The organism is Pseudooceanicola aestuariicola (assembly GCF_045763785.1).
Lineage (GTDB): Bacteria > Pseudomonadota > Alphaproteobacteria > Rhodobacterales > Rhodobacteraceae > Pseudooceanicola.
In genome coordinates this window covers 374,701-390,850 of the sequence record NZ_JBJGSF010000003.1, presented here as the reverse complement: position 1 = coordinate 390,850, position 16,150 = coordinate 374,701, and the positions used below count along the sequence as shown (strand labels likewise).

General features: G+C 62.8%; 17 protein-coding genes. 8 read left to right on the top strand and 9 right to left on the bottom strand.

Translation table 11 applies throughout. The features are described 5' to 3' along the window. The first annotated feature begins 37 nt into the window (after window positions 1-37). Window positions 38-340: a hypothetical protein gene (locus ACI3GR_RS14325; protein WP_407495399.1), complete on the top strand. Its 303-nt coding sequence runs from the start codon at window positions 38-40 to the stop codon at window positions 338-340. Here the strand turns inward: ACI3GR_RS14325 and ACI3GR_RS14320 are convergent. Then, on the bottom strand, window positions 337-783 hold the full coding sequence (locus ACI3GR_RS14320) for a low molecular weight protein-tyrosine-phosphatase (RefSeq protein WP_407495398.1): 447 nt from the start codon (window positions 781-783) through the stop codon (window positions 337-339). The two genes, ACI3GR_RS14325 and ACI3GR_RS14320, sit on opposite strands and share 4 nt — an antisense overlap. Window positions 784-841: 58 nt before the next feature. On the opposite strand from ACI3GR_RS14320, the gene ACI3GR_RS14315 reads away from it, so the two are divergent. Next, window positions 842-1,534 (top strand): NAD-dependent deacylase, encoded by a 693-nt coding sequence (locus ACI3GR_RS14315; protein WP_407495397.1) that lies wholly within the window; start codon window positions 842-844, stop codon window positions 1,532-1,534. Between the two features lie 68 nt (window positions 1,535-1,602). Here the strand turns inward: ACI3GR_RS14315 and ACI3GR_RS14310 are convergent, their stop codons facing one another. The 4 genes from ACI3GR_RS14310 to meaB all read right to left on the bottom strand — a co-directional run bounded on the left by ACI3GR_RS14310 (window position 1,603) and on the right by meaB (window position 4,138). Beyond that, window positions 1,603-2,121: a copper chaperone PCu(A)C gene (locus ACI3GR_RS14310; RefSeq protein WP_407495396.1), complete on the bottom strand. Its 519-nt coding sequence runs from the start codon at window positions 2,119-2,121 to the stop codon at window positions 1,603-1,605. 38 nt (window positions 2,122-2,159) lie between these two features. Next, window positions 2,160-2,513 carry a hypothetical protein gene (locus ACI3GR_RS14305; RefSeq protein WP_407495395.1) on the bottom strand — a complete coding sequence of 118 codons (354 nt, stop codon included), beginning with the start codon at window positions 2,511-2,513 and terminating at the stop codon, window positions 2,160-2,162. Between the two features lie 112 nt (window positions 2,514-2,625). After that, complete coding sequence (gene rpmB / locus ACI3GR_RS14300; RefSeq protein WP_407495394.1) at window positions 2,626-2,907, bottom strand: 50S ribosomal protein L28; 282 nt, start codon at window positions 2,905-2,907, stop codon at window positions 2,626-2,628. 253 nt (window positions 2,908-3,160) lie between these two features. Further along, window positions 3,161-4,138, bottom strand: a complete 978-nt coding sequence (gene meaB / locus ACI3GR_RS14295; protein ID WP_407495393.1) for a methylmalonyl Co-A mutase-associated GTPase MeaB — start codon at window positions 4,136-4,138, stop codon at window positions 3,161-3,163. A gap of 241 nt (window positions 4,139-4,379) precedes the next feature. On the opposite strand from meaB, the gene hrpB reads away from it, so the two are divergent. Beyond that, the gene (gene hrpB, locus ACI3GR_RS14290) at window positions 4,380-6,824 is read left to right on the top strand and encodes an ATP-dependent helicase HrpB (RefSeq protein WP_407495392.1); all 2,445 of its coding nucleotides are present in this window, start codon (window positions 4,380-4,382) and stop codon (window positions 6,822-6,824) included. Window positions 6,825-6,994: 170 nt separating this feature from the next. Here hrpB and argF read toward each other — a convergent pair whose 3' ends face one another. Both argF and ACI3GR_RS14280 read right to left on the bottom strand, forming a co-directional pair. Next, the gene (gene argF / locus ACI3GR_RS14285; protein ID WP_407495391.1) at window positions 6,995-7,921 is read right to left on the bottom strand and encodes an ornithine carbamoyltransferase; all 927 of its coding nucleotides are present in this window, start codon (window positions 7,919-7,921) and stop codon (window positions 6,995-6,997) included. Window positions 7,922-8,019: 98 nt separating this feature from the next. Beyond that, window positions 8,020-9,198, bottom strand: a complete 1,179-nt coding sequence (locus tag ACI3GR_RS14280; protein ID WP_407495390.1) for an aspartate aminotransferase family protein — start codon at window positions 9,196-9,198, stop codon at window positions 8,020-8,022. Between the two features lie 226 nt (window positions 9,199-9,424). Here ACI3GR_RS14280 and ACI3GR_RS14275 point away from each other — a divergent pair, with 226 nt between their 5' ends. Beyond that, a complete protein-coding gene (locus ACI3GR_RS14275) occupies window positions 9,425-10,630 on the top strand; it encodes an Aq_097 family APC-type transporter (RefSeq protein WP_407495389.1) in 1,206 nt (401 codons plus the stop codon). 3 nt (window positions 10,631-10,633) lie between these two features. Here ACI3GR_RS14275 and ACI3GR_RS14270 read toward each other — a convergent pair whose 3' ends face one another. Continuing rightward, window positions 10,634-12,031: an MORN repeat-containing protein gene (locus ACI3GR_RS14270; RefSeq protein WP_407495586.1), complete on the bottom strand. Its 1,398-nt coding sequence runs from the start codon at window positions 12,029-12,031 to the stop codon at window positions 10,634-10,636. A 210-nt stretch (window positions 12,032-12,241) separates the two neighbouring features. Here ACI3GR_RS14270 and ACI3GR_RS14265 point away from each other — a divergent pair, with 210 nt between their 5' ends. Then, on the top strand, window positions 12,242-13,900 hold the full coding sequence (locus tag ACI3GR_RS14265) for an NAD+ synthase (RefSeq protein WP_407495388.1): 1,659 nt from the start codon (window positions 12,242-12,244) through the stop codon (window positions 13,898-13,900). A gap of 3 nt (window positions 13,901-13,903) precedes the next feature. Then, a complete protein-coding gene (locus ACI3GR_RS14260) occupies window positions 13,904-14,389 on the top strand; it encodes a flavodoxin family protein (protein WP_407495387.1) in 486 nt (161 codons plus the stop codon). 4 nt (window positions 14,390-14,393) lie between these two features. Here ACI3GR_RS14260 and ACI3GR_RS14255 read toward each other — a convergent pair whose 3' ends face one another. Then, window positions 14,394-15,110, bottom strand: coding sequence for a response regulator (locus tag ACI3GR_RS14255; RefSeq protein WP_407495385.1), 717 nt, complete (start codon window positions 15,108-15,110; stop codon window positions 14,394-14,396). Window positions 15,111-15,303: 193 nt separating this feature from the next. Here ACI3GR_RS14255 and mce point away from each other — a divergent pair, with 193 nt between their 5' ends. Together mce and ACI3GR_RS14245 are read left to right on the top strand one after the other, a co-directional pair. After that, entirely contained in the window at window positions 15,304-15,708 is a 405-nt protein-coding gene (mce, locus tag ACI3GR_RS14250) for a methylmalonyl-CoA epimerase (protein WP_407495384.1), read from the top strand. Next, window positions 15,708-15,992 (top strand): DUF1467 family protein, encoded by a 285-nt coding sequence (locus ACI3GR_RS14245; RefSeq protein ID WP_407495382.1) that lies wholly within the window; start codon window positions 15,708-15,710, stop codon window positions 15,990-15,992. Before mce ends, ACI3GR_RS14245 begins: the two co-directional genes overlap by 1 nt. The last annotated feature ends 158 nt before the right edge of the window (window positions 15,993-16,150 follow it).

Below are 16,150 nucleotides of genomic sequence, written 5' to 3'. Positions count from 1 at the left end.
CGGGGAAAACCCCGGCACCGGGACAAAAGGCAGTAGAATGCGCATTACCACTTTGGCGGCGACGGCCGCATTGATTCTGACCCCCATGATGGTCGAAGCAGGCCCAATCAGCCGCGCCTGCATGAAATCCGACAGCAAAGCCCGCAGCGCACAGGTTTGCGGCTGCATTCAGCAGGTCGCGAACCGCACGCTTGACCGGTCTGATCAGCGGCTGGCGGCGAAGATTTTCAAGAAACCCCAGATGGCGCAGGACATCCGCATGTCCGACAACCGTCAGCACGAGGTTTTCTGGCAGAAATACAAGCAGTTCGGCGCGACCGCCTCGGCGACCTGCTCTTAATTCAGTGACTTAAGCAGACCTTTGGCGCAGCTTTCGATCAGGTCGAGAGCCCCGTCAAAATCGCGCGTGTAATAGGGGTCGGGCACCTTGTCCGCTCCTAGCTGCGGCGCGTAATCGGTGAACAGACGCACCGGGGTTTTCGCGCCATTTGGTCGCTGCGCCTCGACATCCTCAAGGTTCTGACCATCCATGCATAGGATCAGGTCAAAGCGCGCGAAATCCTTGGGCGTGAATTGACGCGCCCGCAGGTCCGACAGGTCATATCCGCGCGCCATGGCGGCCTGCTGCATCGGGCCATAGGGCGCCTCTCCAACATGCCAGCCGCCGGTGCCGCAACTGTCTAGCGTCAGTGTCGGGTCCATGGCCCTGACAACGCCTTCGGCGGCGGGGGATCGGCAGATATTTCCCAAACAGACAAAGAGGATGCGGGGTGATGTGTCCATGCTTTAGGCTTACCCCGATCCTATGGGTCAAACAATGAGGCGAGAGAGGGAGCGTAAGATGGAAAATATCGTCATCCTGACCGGCGCAGGAATTTCGGCCGAAAGCGGCATGGGGACGTTTCGCGGTGCAGGCGGGCTGTGGGAAAACCAGCGTGTCGAAGACGTCGCCACGCCCGAAGCCTTCGCCCGTAACCCAGAGATGGTGCAGGCCTTCTACAACGGCCGCCGCCAGAAAGCCGCGACCGTCGCCCCCAACGCCGCGCATGAAGCCATCGCCCGGCTGCAACGCGACTATCCCGGCACTGTCACCCTGATCACCCAGAACGTCGACGCGCTGCACGAAAAGGGCGGCTCTCCCGAGGTTATTCATATGCACGGCGAATTGGCGGGGGCCTTGTGTGCCGCCTGCGATCACCGCTGGACCGCCCCGGCAGAGATGCCCGTTGGCCACCCCTGCCCTGACTGCGGCGCCCCCGCCGCCCGGCCCGACGTCGTCTGGTTTGGCGAAATGCCCTATCATATGGAGCGTATCTTGGATGCGCTGACCACCTGCACCCTGTTCGCTGCGATCGGCACCTCGGGGAACGTCTACCCCGCGGCAGGATTCGTTCAGGAAGCCTTCCGCGCCGGCGCCCATACGGTCGAGATCAATCTGGAGCCATCGGCGGTGGTTTCCGATTTTGCCGAAACCCGTTTCGGACCCGCCACGCAGACCGTCCCCGCATGGGTGGACGATGTGCTGGGCGGATAGCGCCGCCTACGACCAATGAAAAAGGCCCCGGCGTCAGCCGAGGCCCGATAAGCGTCACACGATCCGCTTTAGTTCGATTGCTTCATCGCCCCGTTACCCATGTTACCATCTCCCATCGTACCGTGACCCATTTTACCGTGGCCCATCGCGTCCTGACGCTCCAGATCGACAGGCACCTCGACAACGATTTCACCGGCTTTCTCAAACACCAATGTCACGGGAATCATCTTGCCCTGCTCGAACGTCTCGGTCAGGCCCATGAACATCACATGGTCCCCGCCACGTTGCAGCATATGTGACCCGCCTGCAGGGATCGTGAAGCCGTCTTCGACTTCGCGCATTTTCATGACGCCATCATCACCAGCGATATGGGTGTGCAGTTCAACCCGCTTGGCAACACCCGCCTTGGCGCCGATCAATTGATCATCCTCTTCGCCGGTATTGACGATCTCCATAAAGGCGGCGCCCGCCATGGCCATCGGACCAGAGGACCGCGCATAGGCGTCTTTCACCTCGATCTCGGCAAGGGCCGGCAGGGTCAGGGCAAGGGTGGTAAGGCCCGAAAGGGCAAGGGTACGAATGAACATCTGTTGGTTCCTTTAATCTGAAAGTCTGGGATTGGATTTCAGATCAGAACCGGCGGCCCCCTTGCCGCATAAACCACGTCACCACGGGACAGGATCTGCCCGGTCGAGGCGGGCAAAACCTTCTCGATCACACCGGCACGAATCGCGACGGGCACAACCGGGGCGACATCTAGACCCAGAATCAGCGACAGCGCGAAATCGGGGCAATAGACCGGATCGCCCACAGGCTCTCCGTCAGCGTCCAGATAGACCATGACCGGGCCGCTGCCCGCACAGATCTCCATCTGGCCCGAAGGCGCCGGGGCGGCATGCGCCACAGCCGCCGCCTGCCCGGTCAGCGCAACCAGCAGGGACAGCATCAGCGGCAGGATATGGCGGCGCATCATCGTCATCGCATCCTACCTAAGCGCAGACACCAGCGGTGAAAAGGCGACAAAACGAAACAACCCCGCGTCATCTCTGACGCAGGGTTGTGATCCGATAACTCGTTCGAAAAGCTGAGGCTTACGCCTGCGCCTTTTCGATTTCTTTCTTAACTTTCAGCGCAGTAGCGGAAAGCTCAGCGTCTTTGGCTTTGGCCAGAAACTTGTCCAGACCACCACGGTGGTCCACGGTCCGCAGGGCAGCAGCGGAAATCCGCAGCTTGATATTGCGGCCCAAAGTTTCCGAACGCAGAGACACGTCGTTCAGGTTCGGCAGAAACCGGCGGCGGGTCTTGTTGTTAGCATGGCTGACGTTGTTGCCAGTCATGGGGCCTTTGCCAGTCAGTTCACAGCGGCGCGACATGGGTCACTCCTCGTCTTATCTGTCGGGGCGATAAGGTCGCGCCCATTTCCGGTAAAACAAACGGGCACCGCCGAACGGCCGTGCCCCAAATTCAGTCCGCGCCTGATACGCGCCTTCCCGCCCCTCGTCAAGACCCTCACCCACCGCATTTTCCAGCTTTCGCCACGAAAATCGCGCTGACGCTCCGCCCCATCCACTTGCCGGAAATATCCCCGCCGGAGGCATCCGCCCCAGCCACCTGCACAGGGCCAGATCAGTCGCGCAGCGCCGCCAGCATGTCCTCGGCTGCGGCGGTGGCCGTCATGTCTCCGGCCGCGACGGCATCGGCCAACTGTGCCATACGCGCCTTGGCCTCTCCGGTCGCCAATTGCGCCAGCAACCCGTTACGAACGTCCTCTCCGAACCAATAGCGCGCCTGATCTGCCCGCCGCCCGGCGAAATGCCCCGTCTCGCGCCGCCATTCAGCCAGCGCCTGCATTTCGTCCCACGCGGCCTGCAACCCCGTCTCCTCGACCGCCGAAACCGTCATCGCCTTGGGGAACCCTTCGGGGTCCTGCGGCCGCTTGCGCAACAATCGCAACGCCCCCGCGTAATCCGCGCAGGTGCGCGTGGCGGTGGACTTCAACTCTCCGTCCGCCTTGTTGATCAGAATCATATCGGCCATTTCCATGATGCCGCGCTTGACCCCCTGCAACTCGTCCCCGCCAGCCGGTGCCAAGAGCAACAGGAACAAATCCGTCATCTCGGCCACCATGGTTTCCGACTGGCCGACGCCCACGGTTTCCACCAGCACGACATCGAACCCAGCCGCTTCGCACAGCGCCACCGCTTCGCGCGACCGACGCGCCACGCCGCCCAACTGGGACTGAGACGGCGATGGCCGGATAAACGCATTGGGATCACGGCTCAGCCGCTCCATCCGGGTCTTGTCCCCCAGAATCGATCCCCCCGACCGGGCCGACGATGGATCGACCGCCAAGACCGCCACCCGCAGCCCCATGCCCGTCAGCATCATGCCGAAGGATTCGATGAAGGTGGATTTGCCGACGCCGGGCGTGCCCGACAGGCCGATCCGCAAAGCCTCTGGCCCCTCGCGCTGCGCAAGCGTCTCCAACAGTGCCACCGCATCCGCCCGGTGATCGGCACGGCCCGATTCCACCAGCGTGATCGCGCGGCTTAGGCTGCGGCGGTCCCCGGCGGCGATCTTCTCGGCCATCGCTGCGATATCCATGGCGGCTCCTTGCGGTTGTTCGGATGGCGTTATGCCCTCCGTATCCGCGACGAACAAGGCAGAGCCGACAACGATCATGGCTCCCGCGTGGCGGTCACGCCGGGCAGCGCCCGACCCGCCCCATCGGCAGGCGCTATTGCGCCCACCCCGTGCCGGGCGCTGCCCTCAGTGTTGCCCTCTTGCAAAGTTCCTACAACTCCAACGCTTTCCAACCCCGCAGCGATCCCCGATAACACCGCCCATGACCCGCGACGCCCTGCCCATCGACACGATCCTGCCCGACCTGATCGCCGCCCTGCGTGATCATGGCCGTGCCGTGCTGCAGGCCCCCCCAGGCGCGGGCAAAACCACCCGCGTGCCCCTCGCCATGCTTGACGCGGCCCTCACCGATCAAAAGATCATCGTGCTGGAACCCCGCCGCCTTGCCGCCCGCGCCGCCGCCGACCGGATGGCCTCTACGCTTGGCGAAAAGACAGGCGAGACAATCGGCTACCGCGTCCGGGGTGACAATTCCACCAGCGCCAAAACCCGCGTCGAAGTCGTAACCGAAGGCATCCTGACCCGCATGATCCAATCCGATCCGGAACTCACGGGCATCGGCGCGGTCATCTTCGACGAATTCCACGAACGCAGCCTGAACGCCGACCTCGGCCTTGCCCTCTGCCTCGAAGTGGCGGGCGCGCTGCGCGACGATCTGATCCTTCTGGCCATGTCCGCCACGCTCGACGCCGCGCCCGTGGCAGACCTGATGCAGGCCCCGATCCTTACCTCCGAAGGCCGCGCATATCCGGTCGACATCCGCCACCTCGACCAGCCGCTGCCGCGAACCACCCGCATCGAACAAGCCACCGCCGACGCCATCCTGCGCGCCCTGCCAGAAACGACAGGCGGCATCCTTACCTTTCTTCCCGGCAAAGGCGAAATCCGCCGGACCGAGGCCCTGCTGAAACCCCACCTGCCCGCCGACGTTGCGCTACACACGCTCTTTGGTGCGATGCCCCTGCCTGCCCAACGTGCCGCGATCCGCCCCGCTGAACGAGGGCGCAAGATCGTCCTTGCCACCTCTATCGCCGAAACCTCTCTGACCATCGAAGACGTCCGCGTGGTCATCGACGCAGGCCGCGCCCGTCGAGCCCGGTTCGACCCCGGCGCAGGCATGTCGCGGCTGGTCACCGAACGCGTCAGCCGCGCCGAGGCCATCCAACGCGCAGGTCGTGCGGGCCGGGTAGCCGAGGGTATCTGCTATCGCCTCTGGACCAAGGGCGAAGACGGGGCGCTGTCGCCCTTCGCCCCACCGGAAATCGAAACGGCGGATCTCGCCCCGCTCGCCCTCGACCTCGCACAATGGGGCGCGACACCCGACGCCGTGCCTTTGCTGACTCCACCAAACGCAGGCACCTATGCCGAAGGCGTGGCGCTGCTGACCGACCTCGGCGCGCTGGACCAAGGCGGCGGTATTACCGACCATGGCCGCGCGTTGGCCCGCCTGCCCACGCATCCGCGCCTTGCCAATATGCTGATCCGCGCCGGCAAGTCCGCCGCCACACTTGCTGCGCTGCTGGCCGAACGCGATCCCCTGCCGCGTAATGCCCCCACCGATCTGTCCCTGCGGATCGAGGCGATCAGCGACACGAAAGCCTTCGCCGCCCGCCGCACCTGGCAGCCGGATCGAGGTACCATCGCCCGCATAAGGGAAGAGGCCAAGCGCCTGTCCCGCCTCGCCCCCGATGCGGCCCCCATGGGTCTGGCGGAAATGGCCGCCCTCGCCTATCCCGACCGCGTGGGCCAACGCCGCAAAGGTGACCAGCCGCGCTACGTCCTCTCTGGTGGCAAAGGCGCGATCCTACCCAACGGCGACACGCTGACCACCGCGCCCTTCATCGTTGTCACCGACACCGACGGCGACCCGAGAGAGGCGCGCATCAGGCAGGCCATCCAGATCACCGCCAGTGAAATCCGCGACGCCTTCGCGGATCAGATCAAATGGATCGACACCTGCCACTGGTCCAAACGCGACCGGCGGGTCGTGGCGCGCCAACAGGAACAGCTGGGTGCGATGGTGCTGGACGACCGCATCTGGAAAGACGCACCCGAAGACGCCATCGCCCGGGCCATGCTGGACGGCGTGCGCGACCTTGGCCTGACGATAAACGACGCCGCGCGCTTGTTCCTTGCCCGCGCCCGTCTGATCGGACCCGACGCAGGACTGCCAGACTTCAGCGATGATGCGCTGATGGAGAGCCTTGAAGACTGGCTTCTGCCGTACCTTACCGGCATCCGTGACGCGGCCACATGGCGCAAGGCCAACATCCTGCCAGCCCTGCAAGCGCGGCTGGATTGGGATCAAGCCCAAACCCTCGACCGCCTTGCGCCGCCCAAGTTCACCACACCGCTTGGCCGTCAGATCCCCATCGATTACGCCTCCGATCCGCCAGAGATATCCCTGCGGATCCAAGAGCTTTTCGGCCAGACAACCCATCCGACAGTCGGCAAAACACCCCTCAAGGTCACCATGCTGTCCCCTGCCGGACGGCCGATCCAAACCACATCCGATTTGCCCGGCTTCTGGACGGGCTCTTACGCCGACGTCCGCAAAGACATGCGCGCCCGGTATCCCAAACACCCATGGCCCGAAGACCCGACGCAGGCCGATCCGACCCTGCGGGCAAAACCGCGCGGGACGTGATCGCGGAACGGTGGGTTAAAAACCCACCCTACAACCGTTCGTGGGGTGGGTTTTTATCCCACCACGCACGACACTAGACGCCCAAGCGCCTGCCCATCTTCTTCTTTGGTCAGGAAATATCCCGGGAGGGTCTTAGGGAGGGCAGCGCCCTCCCTAACCCAACCACAAGATCAAACGCCCAGACACCAGCGCATCACGGCCTTCTGCGCGTGCAACCGGTTCTCGGCCTCGTCAAAGATCACCGACTGAGGCCCGTCCATCACCGAGGACGTCACCTCTTCTTCCCGATGGGCGGGCAGGCAATGCATGAACAAGGCGTCGGGCTTGGCCGCTTCCATCAGGCGATCGTTGACCTGATAGGCCCGCAGCAGATTGTGCCGCCGTTCGCGCGACGATTGTGCGTCGTGCATCGACACCCAAGTGTCCGCCACGATGAGGTCCGCCTGATCCACGCCCTTCCAAGGGTCGCGCTGGATGGTGAAATTCACCCCGGCCTCGCGCGCCATATCGACGAACTCCCGATCCGGGTCCAACTGTTGCGGGCCGCAGAATGTCAGGTTGAAATCGAACTGCTGCGCGGCATGCAGGAACGACGCAAAGACGTTGTTCCCATCGCCCATCCAGACCACGTTCTTGCCCGCGATGGACCCGCGATGTTCCTCGTAGGTCATGACATCCGCCATGATCTGGCAAGGGTGCGTGCGGTCGGTAAGCCCGTTGATGACCGGCACAGAGGCGTATTCCGCCATTTCCTGCAGCACCGCTTCATCGAACGTCCGGATCATGATCAGATCAACGTAGCGCGACAGCACGCGGGCCGTGTCGGCAATCGTTTCGCCGTGGCCCAGCTGCATGTCCTGACCGGACAACACCATGGTCTGCCCGCCCATCTGACGCACGCCCACGTCAAAAGACACGCGGGTCCGGGTCGATGGTTTTTCAAAGATCAGCGCAACCATATGACCCGCCAGCGGCTGGTCGTCATCAGGGGCGCCCTTGGGGCGGCCCTGACGCGCGTCTTTCATGGCGCGGCCTTCGTCGATCATGGCGCGCAAGGCCGATTTATCGGTCGTATGGATATCAAGGAAATGGTTCATGGCTTGTCCTCCGGGGCGGTTCCCCGGGCCGGGCACCTGTTGTGGCGCCGCGGCCTTTTTTGAGTATTTTCAGAAAGATGAAGATGGACGGTCGCGCCCTATCCCTGCGCCGCGACCGCTTTGGCGGTGCGGTCGAGACGCTCGATCGCCTCGGCGATCTCTTCTTCGTTCAACGTCAGCGCGGGCAGCAGGCGGATGACATTGTCCGCCGCGGGAACCACAATCAGCTCTTCTTCATAGGCCGCTTTGACCACGTCCACGGGGGGCTGTTTGCACTTGAGCCCCAGCATGTAGCCCTGTCCGCGCACCTCGGTGAAAACATCGGGATTTTCGGCGATCAGCCCTTCGAGCTTTTGACGCAGCAGCGCGCCTTTGCGGTTCACCTCGTCCAGAAAACCCGGCTCGGTAATCGCGTTGACGACCGCCAGACCCACAGCGCAGCCCAAGGGGTTGCCGCCATAGGTCGACCCATGCGTGCCCGCGACCATGCCCGACGCCGCGTCTTCGGTGGCCAGCACCGCGCCCAAGGGGAAGCCGCCGCCGATGCCCTTGGCGACCAGCATGATGTCGGGGGTCACGCCCGCCCATTCATGCGCGAACAGACGTCCGGTCCGGCCCATGCCGCATTGGATTTCATCGGCAATGAACAGCGTTCCGGTGTCGTCGCAAAGCTTGCGGATCTCTTGCAGCATCGCGTCGGGCACCACGTTGATCCCGCCTTCGCCCTGAATGGGTTCGATGATGATCGCTGCGGTCTTGTCGGTGACCGCGGCCTTGAGCGCGTCCATGTCACCGAACGGCAGTTGGACAAAGCCCGGCAACAGCGGGCCAAAGCCTTTGACCATCTTTTCGGTCGGGGCAGCGGCGATGGCGGCGGACGACCGGCCATGGAAGGCCCCGGTAAAGCTGATGATCTCGACCCGCCCTGGCTGGCCTTTTTCGTACCAGTATTTGCGCGCCATTTTGACGCCCAGTTCCATGCTTTCCGTGCCGGAGTTGGTGAAGAAGACCGTATCGGCAAAGGTCGCATCGACCAGCTTGTCCGCCAGAGCCTGCTGCTGCGGGATCTCGTAAAGGTTCGACACGTGCCACAGCTTCTGCGCCTGAGAGGTCAGCGCCTCGACGATGATCGGATGCGCATGGCCAAGGGCTGCCACCGCGATGCCAGAGCCGAGGTCCAGAAATCGGCGGCCGTCCTCCTCGATCAGCCAAGAGCCTTCGCCCTTCACGAAGTGAAGAGGCGCACGGGAATAGGTCGGCAGAACGGACGGGATCATCGCGTTTTCCTTTGCTGGAAAAAGAGCCCCGAGGAAGCATAACCCCAAGGGCAAAGTCAACATTATAGGGATGGATTGCGCCACTTTGGGCGCGGGTCTAGATGACAGACGGGCAAGCGGGACGTCAGGCGCAGGTGCGTCGGCGTCGGATGGTCAGAGGTGTGGCTTGCGTTGTCATGGGCGCGGACATAGACCCCGGCCTGTTAAAAGGGAAGCGATTTCTTCCATGACATTGACCGATACGATTGTACTGGGCGCTTTGGCGTTGACCGCCCTTGTGCTGTTTTGGCCGCGTCTGTCGCGGGCCCCGATGTGGCGGGCGGCGGTGACGCCACTGGCGTCGATCATCGGCAGCGGGTTTCTGGTACTGGGGCCGATCCTGACCGTGTCCTATGGCATCTGGGCCCCGGCGGTGATGCTAGCGCTGTGCGCTGCGGCCTATTGGCTGGGCGGCGCGGTGCGGTTCAATATCCGGCGTCTGGCGGCGGCCAAGGATGCGCCCCGCACCCGCACAGAGGATCGGCTGGACCTGCTGTCGGACTGGGCGCTGTCTTTCGCCTATGTCATTTCGGTCGCTTACTATCTGAACCTCTTCGGAGCCTTCGCGCTGGACATGACGCCCTTTGCCAGCGACCTGAACGAACACCTGCTGACCACTGTCGTCTTCATCGTGATCCTTGCCACCGGCTGGCTGCGCGGCTTTGGCGCGTTGGAACGGATGGAGCAGATCGCCGTCACCGTCAAACTGGCGGTGATCGGTGGGCTGCTGGCGGGCATGGCCGTGCATTTTGCCGATGTGGCGGGTGCAGGCGCATTGCAGGCCTCGGCCCCGACGCAAACCGGCTGGGCCGCGTTGACACTGGCCTTTGGCCTGATCGTCACCGTGCAGGGGTTCGAGACCTCGCGCTACTTGGGTGACGAATACGACCCGGCCCTGCGCATCCGATCGATGCGGCTGGCCCAAACCATCGCAACGGCGATTTATCTGACCTACATCGCGCTTTTGTCCTATGTTTTTCCTGCCGACGCGATCCCTTTAAGCGAAACGGGCATCATCACGATGATGCGGCAGGTCGCGCCGATCCTGCCCGCGCTTCTGGTGGCGGCTGCCCTGACCGCGCAGTTCAGTGCGGCGGTGGCCGACACGGGCGGTGCGGGCGGATTGTTTTCGGACATGACAGGGGCGCGGACGTCCCCCCGGATGGGCTATGCGATCCTGACAGTCGTGGGCGTAGGGCTGACGTGGGCGGTCGATATCTACGCGATCATCGCCTATGCCTCGCGCGCTTTCGCGGCCTATTACGCGATTCAGGCCGCCATCGCCGCGCTTGGCGCACGAGCTGAAGGACGCGGCCACGCGATCTGGTTCACCCTGTTGGCCCTGATGGCGACCGCCATGGCGATTTTCGGCACCCCCGTCGAAGGCGCGTAACGCCTATTCCGTCGCCGTCTGATCAGCCGCGCCATCTTCGGCCGAGGCATCCGCACGCAGGGCCCCGTTGACCCATTCGCCCGTTTCCTCTTCGCCCGAGGCGTATTTCATCGTGCCCTGCCCCTGACGGCGGCCGTCTTCGAAATAGCCTTCGTAGACATCGCCGTTGGCGTAGGTCGCCACGCCTTGGCCGGTGATCTCGCCATTCTCCCAGCCGCCTTCATAGACGAAACCATCGGCCATGGTGATCTTGCCCTGACCGTGACGCTGACCGGCCTTGAAGGTTCCTTCATAGACCGCGCCGTCGGCATAGGTGGCCACACCTTCGCCTTCGCGTTCGCCGTCCACCCACTGGCCTTCGTAAACATAGCCATCGGGATAGGTCATCTTGCCCTGACCGTGGTTCTGCGCGTTCTGGAATTCGCCCTCATAGACCAGACCCGAGGGATAAGTTGCCACGCCTGTGCCGTGGATCACGCCGTCCTGCCATTCGCCGTCATAGGTCGCGCCGTCGGCATAGGTAATCTTGCCCATGCCATTGGCCAGATCGGCCTGAAACGCGCCCTCGTAGGTCGACCCGTCGGGATAGGTCACCCGGCCCAGACCGTCGATCTGACCGTTGGCCCATTGCCCGGCATAGACGTAGCCGTCTGCGCCGGTGAACCGCCCGTCGCCGTGGCGCAGGTCGTTCTGAAACTCGCCTTCATAAACGTCGCCGTTGGCATAGGTGACCTTGCCCCGGCCTTCGCGTTTGCCTTCGACCAGCGCGCCTTCATAGACGTCACCGTTCGGCTGGGTCAGCGTGCCGACCCCGTCGATCTGACCGTTGCGCCACGCGCCTTCATAGATCAGACCATCGGGCATGGTCAGCTTGCCCTGCCCTTCGCGATTGCCGCGCACGATCTGGCCGACATAGGTCGCCCCATCGGGATAGGTGATGGAGCCTTCGCCCTCTTTCACGCCGTTCACCCAGTCGCCGTCATAGACATAGCCGCCTGGCGCGGTCATCACCCCGCGCCCGTGGTGCATGGCGTTCAGGAACTCGCCTTCATAGGCGGTGCCATTGGCATAGCTTGCCACGCCGCGCCCGTTGATCTTGCCTTCTTCCCAGTCGCCCTCATAGGTGCCGCCGTCGGAAAACACGATCTTGCCGACGCCATGGGGTTTGCCCTTGGCGAACTCACCTTCATAGACAGACCCGTTGGGAAACTTGGCGATCCCGCGGCCAAGGATTTCACCCTCGACCCAGTCGCCAGTGTATTCATAGCCGTTGGGCAGCGTGTAGGTCCCGGTGCCATGTTGCAGCCCGTCCTTGAACGTGCCTTCGTAAACGCCACCATCGTCATATTGCTTGACCTGCACATCCTGTGCGCTGGCGGGCACAGACAGGGCCACGGCCATTGCCGCGCTGCCCAGAAGGGTTACGATCTTGGTGTTAAGCGTCTTGCGTTGCGTCACGTCTGCTCTCCCGGTCTCCGGCGTGGTTGCGCACCGGAACGGCCTAAAACCTAAAGCCGGGACTTACGACCCGCAATGCCTTTTGGCCAAATCACCTTTTCCTCACGAACTCGTGCCGTTAAGCAAGCAACCAGTGGACGGAATGAGGCCCTTATGAGCGATACCTTCAGGATCACGCTTTGTCAGTTGAACCCCACCGTGGGCGACATCGAAGGCAACGCCAAAAAGGCGCGCGAGGCTTGGACCAGCGGGAAGGCCGCGGGCGCGCAAATCGTCGCCCTGCCCGAGATGTTCATCACCGGCTACCAGACGCAGGATTTGATCGAAAAGCCGATCTTTCACCAGACGGCCATCGCCGCGATTCATGCGCTGGCTGCAGATTGCGCCGACGGGCCTGCGCTGGCCATTGGTGGCCCGGCACTGGAAGGCGCGCAGCTGTACAACGCCTATTACATCCTGTCGAAGGGCAAGGTTCAAAGCACCGTCCTGAAACACAACCTGCCCAATGAAACGGTCTTTGACGAAGTGCGCCTATACGGCAGCGGCGACATCACCGGCCCTTACTCCATTGACGATATCCGCATTGGCAGCCCCATATGCGAAGACGCGTGGCACCCCGAGGTTCCAGAGACCTTGGCCGAAACCGGCGCGGATTTCCTGCTGGTTCCCAATGGCTCGCCCTACTACCGGAACAAGATGGACACGCGGTTCAACCAGATGGTCGCCCGTGTCGTCGAAACCGGCCTGCCGCTGATCTATCTGAACATGGTCGGCGGTCAGGACGATCAGGTGTTCGACGGCGGGTCCTTTGGCCTCAACCCCGGCGGATCAATGGCCTTCCACATGCCCGTCTTTGACGAGGTGCTGTCCCATATCGACCTGAAACGCACGGACGACGGCTGGCGGATCAAGGGCGGAGAGATGGCCGACCAGCCCGACGAATGGGAACAGGATTACCGGTGCATGGTCCTGTCCTTGCGCGACTATTGCCGCAAAACGGGCTTCGGCAAAGTTTTGCTGGGCCTCTCGGGCGGGATCGATTCTGCCATCGTGGCGACGATCGCGGCGGATGCGCTTGGGCCCGACAACGTGCGCTGCGTGATGCTGCCCTCCGAATACACGTCAGATCATTCGCTAGAGGACGCCAAGGCCGTCGCCGAACGTCTGGGCTGCCGCTATGACTTTGTCCCGATTGCCCAAGGGCGGCAGGCGATCACCGAAACGCTGGCGCCTTTGTTCGAAGGCACGACCCCCGACACGACCGAGGAAAACATCCAGTCCCGCCTGCGCGGGCTGCTGTTGATGGCCCTGTCGAACAAGTTTGGGGAAATGCTGCTGACCACCGGCAACAAATCCGAAGTCGCGGTGGGATATGCCACGATTTATGGCGACATGGCGGGGGGCTATAACCCCATCAAAGATCTGTATAAAACGCGTGTCTTTGAACAATGCCGCTGGCGCAACCAGAACCACCGCGACTGGATGATGGCCCCAGCCGGAGAGGTCATCCCAGACCGCATCATCACCAAACCGCCCTCGGCCGAGCTGCGCGAGGATCAGAAGGACAGTGATTCCCTGCCCGATTATCCGGTGCTGGATGCGATCCTGAATATCTTGGTCGATCTCGATGGTTCGGTCGCGGATTGCGTCGCGGCGGGTTATTCCCGCGAAGATGCCAAACGGGTCGAACATCTGCTGTACATCAGCGAATACAAACGCTTCCAATCCGCGCCGGGCACGCGCCTGACCAAACGCGCCTTCTGGCTGGACCGCCGCTATCCCATCGCCAACCGCTGGCGCGATCCGGGCTGATCCATGGCCCGGCTGCTGATCGTCTACCATTCCCGCACCGGCGGATCGAAGCAGATGGCCCAAGCGGCGTTCGAGGCCGCGCAGGATGAATGCGACACGACCCTTTTAGCCGCCGATGACGCAGGCCCCGATGATCTGCTGCGTCACGACGGGTACATCTTCTGCGCGCCAGAAAACCTCGCCGCGATCTCTGGGTTGATGAAAGACTTCTACGACCGTAGCTACTATCCCGTGCTCGGCAAAATCGAAGGACGCCCCTATGCGCAGATGGTCTGCGCCGGGTCGGACGGAGAGAACGCGGCCCGCCAGACCGCCCGCATCGCCAAGGGATGGCGGCTGAAACAGGTGCAAGAGGCGAAAATCGTGATGGTCGATGCCCAAACACCCGAGGCGATCCTTGCCCCCAAGACCATCGCCGAAGACGACCTGAGTAAATGCCGCGACCTTGGCGCTGCCATGGCCGCGGGTCTGGCCATGGGCGCATTTTAAAGCGTCACAGGCTGGCGCGTTGCACCACGCGGTCGCGAAGCAGGTCGGAGACGCGAGAAATACTTCCCGGCAGCATCTGCCCAGCTTCTGTCCCCGCGCGCAATTCGTCGACCGCGTTCAGCAGCACATCGTCGTTGGCCGACAGTGCCACGCCATGCAGGAATTGCGTGACGTAAGCGACGGTGCCCACGTCCTTGGATTTCTGCAGCACCTCTGCCATTGCGACCATGTCATCGCGATAGGCCAGTGAGTCGGGTTGAATATCGGTCGGGTCCACGAGGCGCGGGCCCATGGGCCGCCGCTCCGGATCGACGAAAGACAGCACCAGATTCTGAAACGCCGCCAGTTTGGTCACCGGTTTGGGCAGGAAGCCGTCGGCCCCAACCTCTAGCGCCGCCTGTTCCAACCCCAGATCGCCAGAGGTCGCCAGCAGCACATCGACACGCGGCGTCGCATTGGACATATCGCGGATCAGCTCCAGCCCCGATCCGTCAGGCAAACCCAGATCGACGATCATAGCCGTCGGGCGGTACACCTGAAGGTGTCGTCGGGCCGAGGCAAGGCAATCCGCGCGCCTGATCCGCGCACCGGACCTGACGCACATCAGGCGCATCGCCTCGCTTGCGTAGCGGCTGTCTTCGACAACCAGAATCGTCATCCCCAACAGGGGTCGCGACGACGTCGGCACGTGGTCGCGCGGCAGATAGTTGGTATCATCCATTGCGGGTCCTTTCCGGTACATTCTGCGCCTCTGCCCCCAAGCTACCGTTCCGAATCTGAAAAGGTCGTTAACGTTAAGGGCGCAGATCCAAATAAACCCGCCGCTGCGTCGTGCGGCCCCGTGGCACCCTGTCCGCTTGTCACCACGCGCAACCGCACGCATATAGACCCAAAGCTAAAAGGGAGACCCCACCATGATCGGCCGCCTGAACCACGTCGCCATTGCCGTACCTGACCTGACCGCCGCCGCGGACCAATACCGCAACGCCTTGGGCGCCAAAGTTGGTGAGCCGCAGGACGAACCCGATCACGGCGTCACGGTGATCTTTATCGAACTGCCCAACACCAAGATCGAACTGCTGTATCCGCTTGGCGAAGGCTCCCCGATCCAAGGGTTCCTCGACAAGAACCCGAACGGCGGTATCCACCACGTCTGCTATGAGGTCGACGACATCATCCAAGCGCGCGACCACCTGAAATCCACCGGTGCCCGCGTACTGGGCGACGGCGAACCCAAGATCGGCGCCCATGGCAAGCCCGTGATCTTCCTGCATCCCAAGGATTTCAACGGCTGCCTCGTGGAACTGGAGCAGGTCTGATGGGACCGACCTCTGCCCTCGTTCTTTTTGCCGTCATCTGGTTCATGACCCTGTTGTGCGTGGTGCCGATCAAGCTGAAGACGCAGCAGGACGTGGGCAAAGTGACCCCCGGCACGCAATCCGGCGCGCCCGAAGAACATCACCTGAAGATCAAGCTGTGGATCACGACGGGCATCTCTGTCGTGCTGTTCATCATCATCGCCGGGATCATCCTGTCTGGCTGGATTACGGTCGAGGATATGGATTGGTTCGGCCGCATGGACACGCCTTATCCGGACAATTGATCGGGTGCGACGTCGGCGCATAGCCGGGCCCACCACCACCCAAGTCGCAAGTCAAAGGGCAGCGCCTGCATATTCGGCGCTGCCCTTTTCGTATCTCGCAGAGGGCAAACCCATCCTTGCCCTTGCCCCCGGCCCTCAATTCCTTAGCTTGCGTCCCA

Bases quoted from the DNA above. Each gene is read 5' to 3' on its own strand.
- ACI3GR_RS14320 (WP_407495398.1), bottom strand. From the start codon at position 783: ATGGACACATCACCCCGCATCCTCTTTGTCTGTTTGGGAAATATCTGC.
- ACI3GR_RS14270 (WP_407495586.1), bottom strand. From the start codon at position 12,031: ATGGCCGTGGCCCTGTCTGTGCCCGCCAGCGCACAGGATGTGCAGGTC.
- argF (WP_407495391.1), bottom strand. From the start codon at position 7,921: ATGAACCATTTCCTTGATATCCATACGACCGATAAATCGGCCTTGCGC.
- ACI3GR_RS14255 (WP_407495385.1), bottom strand. From the start codon at position 15,110: ATGGATGATACCAACTATCTGCCGCGCGACCACGTGCCGACGTCGTCG.
- ACI3GR_RS14245 (WP_407495382.1), top strand. From the start codon at position 15,708: ATGGGACCGACCTCTGCCCTCGTTCTTTTTGCCGTCATCTGGTTCATG.
- ACI3GR_RS14310 (WP_407495396.1), bottom strand. From the start codon at position 2,121: ATGTTCATTCGTACCCTTGCCCTTTCGGGCCTTACCACCCTTGCCCTG.
- mce (WP_407495384.1), top strand. From the start codon at position 15,304: ATGATCGGCCGCCTGAACCACGTCGCCATTGCCGTACCTGACCTGACC.
- ACI3GR_RS14275 (WP_407495389.1), top strand. From the start codon at position 9,425: ATGACATTGACCGATACGATTGTACTGGGCGCTTTGGCGTTGACCGCC.
- hrpB (WP_407495392.1), top strand. From the start codon at position 4,380: ATGACCCGCGACGCCCTGCCCATCGACACGATCCTGCCCGACCTGATC.
- rpmB (WP_407495394.1), bottom strand. From the start codon at position 2,907: ATGTCGCGCCGCTGTGAACTGACTGGCAAAGGCCCCATGACTGGCAAC.
- ACI3GR_RS14315 (WP_407495397.1), top strand. From the start codon at position 842: ATGGAAAATATCGTCATCCTGACCGGCGCAGGAATTTCGGCCGAAAGC.
- meaB (WP_407495393.1), bottom strand. From the start codon at position 4,138: ATGGATATCGCAGCGATGGCCGAGAAGATCGCCGCCGGGGACCGCCGC.
- ACI3GR_RS14265 (WP_407495388.1), top strand. From the start codon at position 12,242: ATGAGCGATACCTTCAGGATCACGCTTTGTCAGTTGAACCCCACCGTG.
- ACI3GR_RS14260 (WP_407495387.1), top strand. From the start codon at position 13,904: ATGGCCCGGCTGCTGATCGTCTACCATTCCCGCACCGGCGGATCGAAG.
- ACI3GR_RS14305 (WP_407495395.1), bottom strand. From the start codon at position 2,513: ATGACGATGATGCGCCGCCATATCCTGCCGCTGATGCTGTCCCTGCTG.
- ACI3GR_RS14280 (WP_407495390.1), bottom strand. From the start codon at position 9,198: ATGATCCCGTCCGTTCTGCCGACCTATTCCCGTGCGCCTCTTCACTTC.
- ACI3GR_RS14325 (WP_407495399.1), top strand. From the start codon at position 38: ATGCGCATTACCACTTTGGCGGCGACGGCCGCATTGATTCTGACCCCC.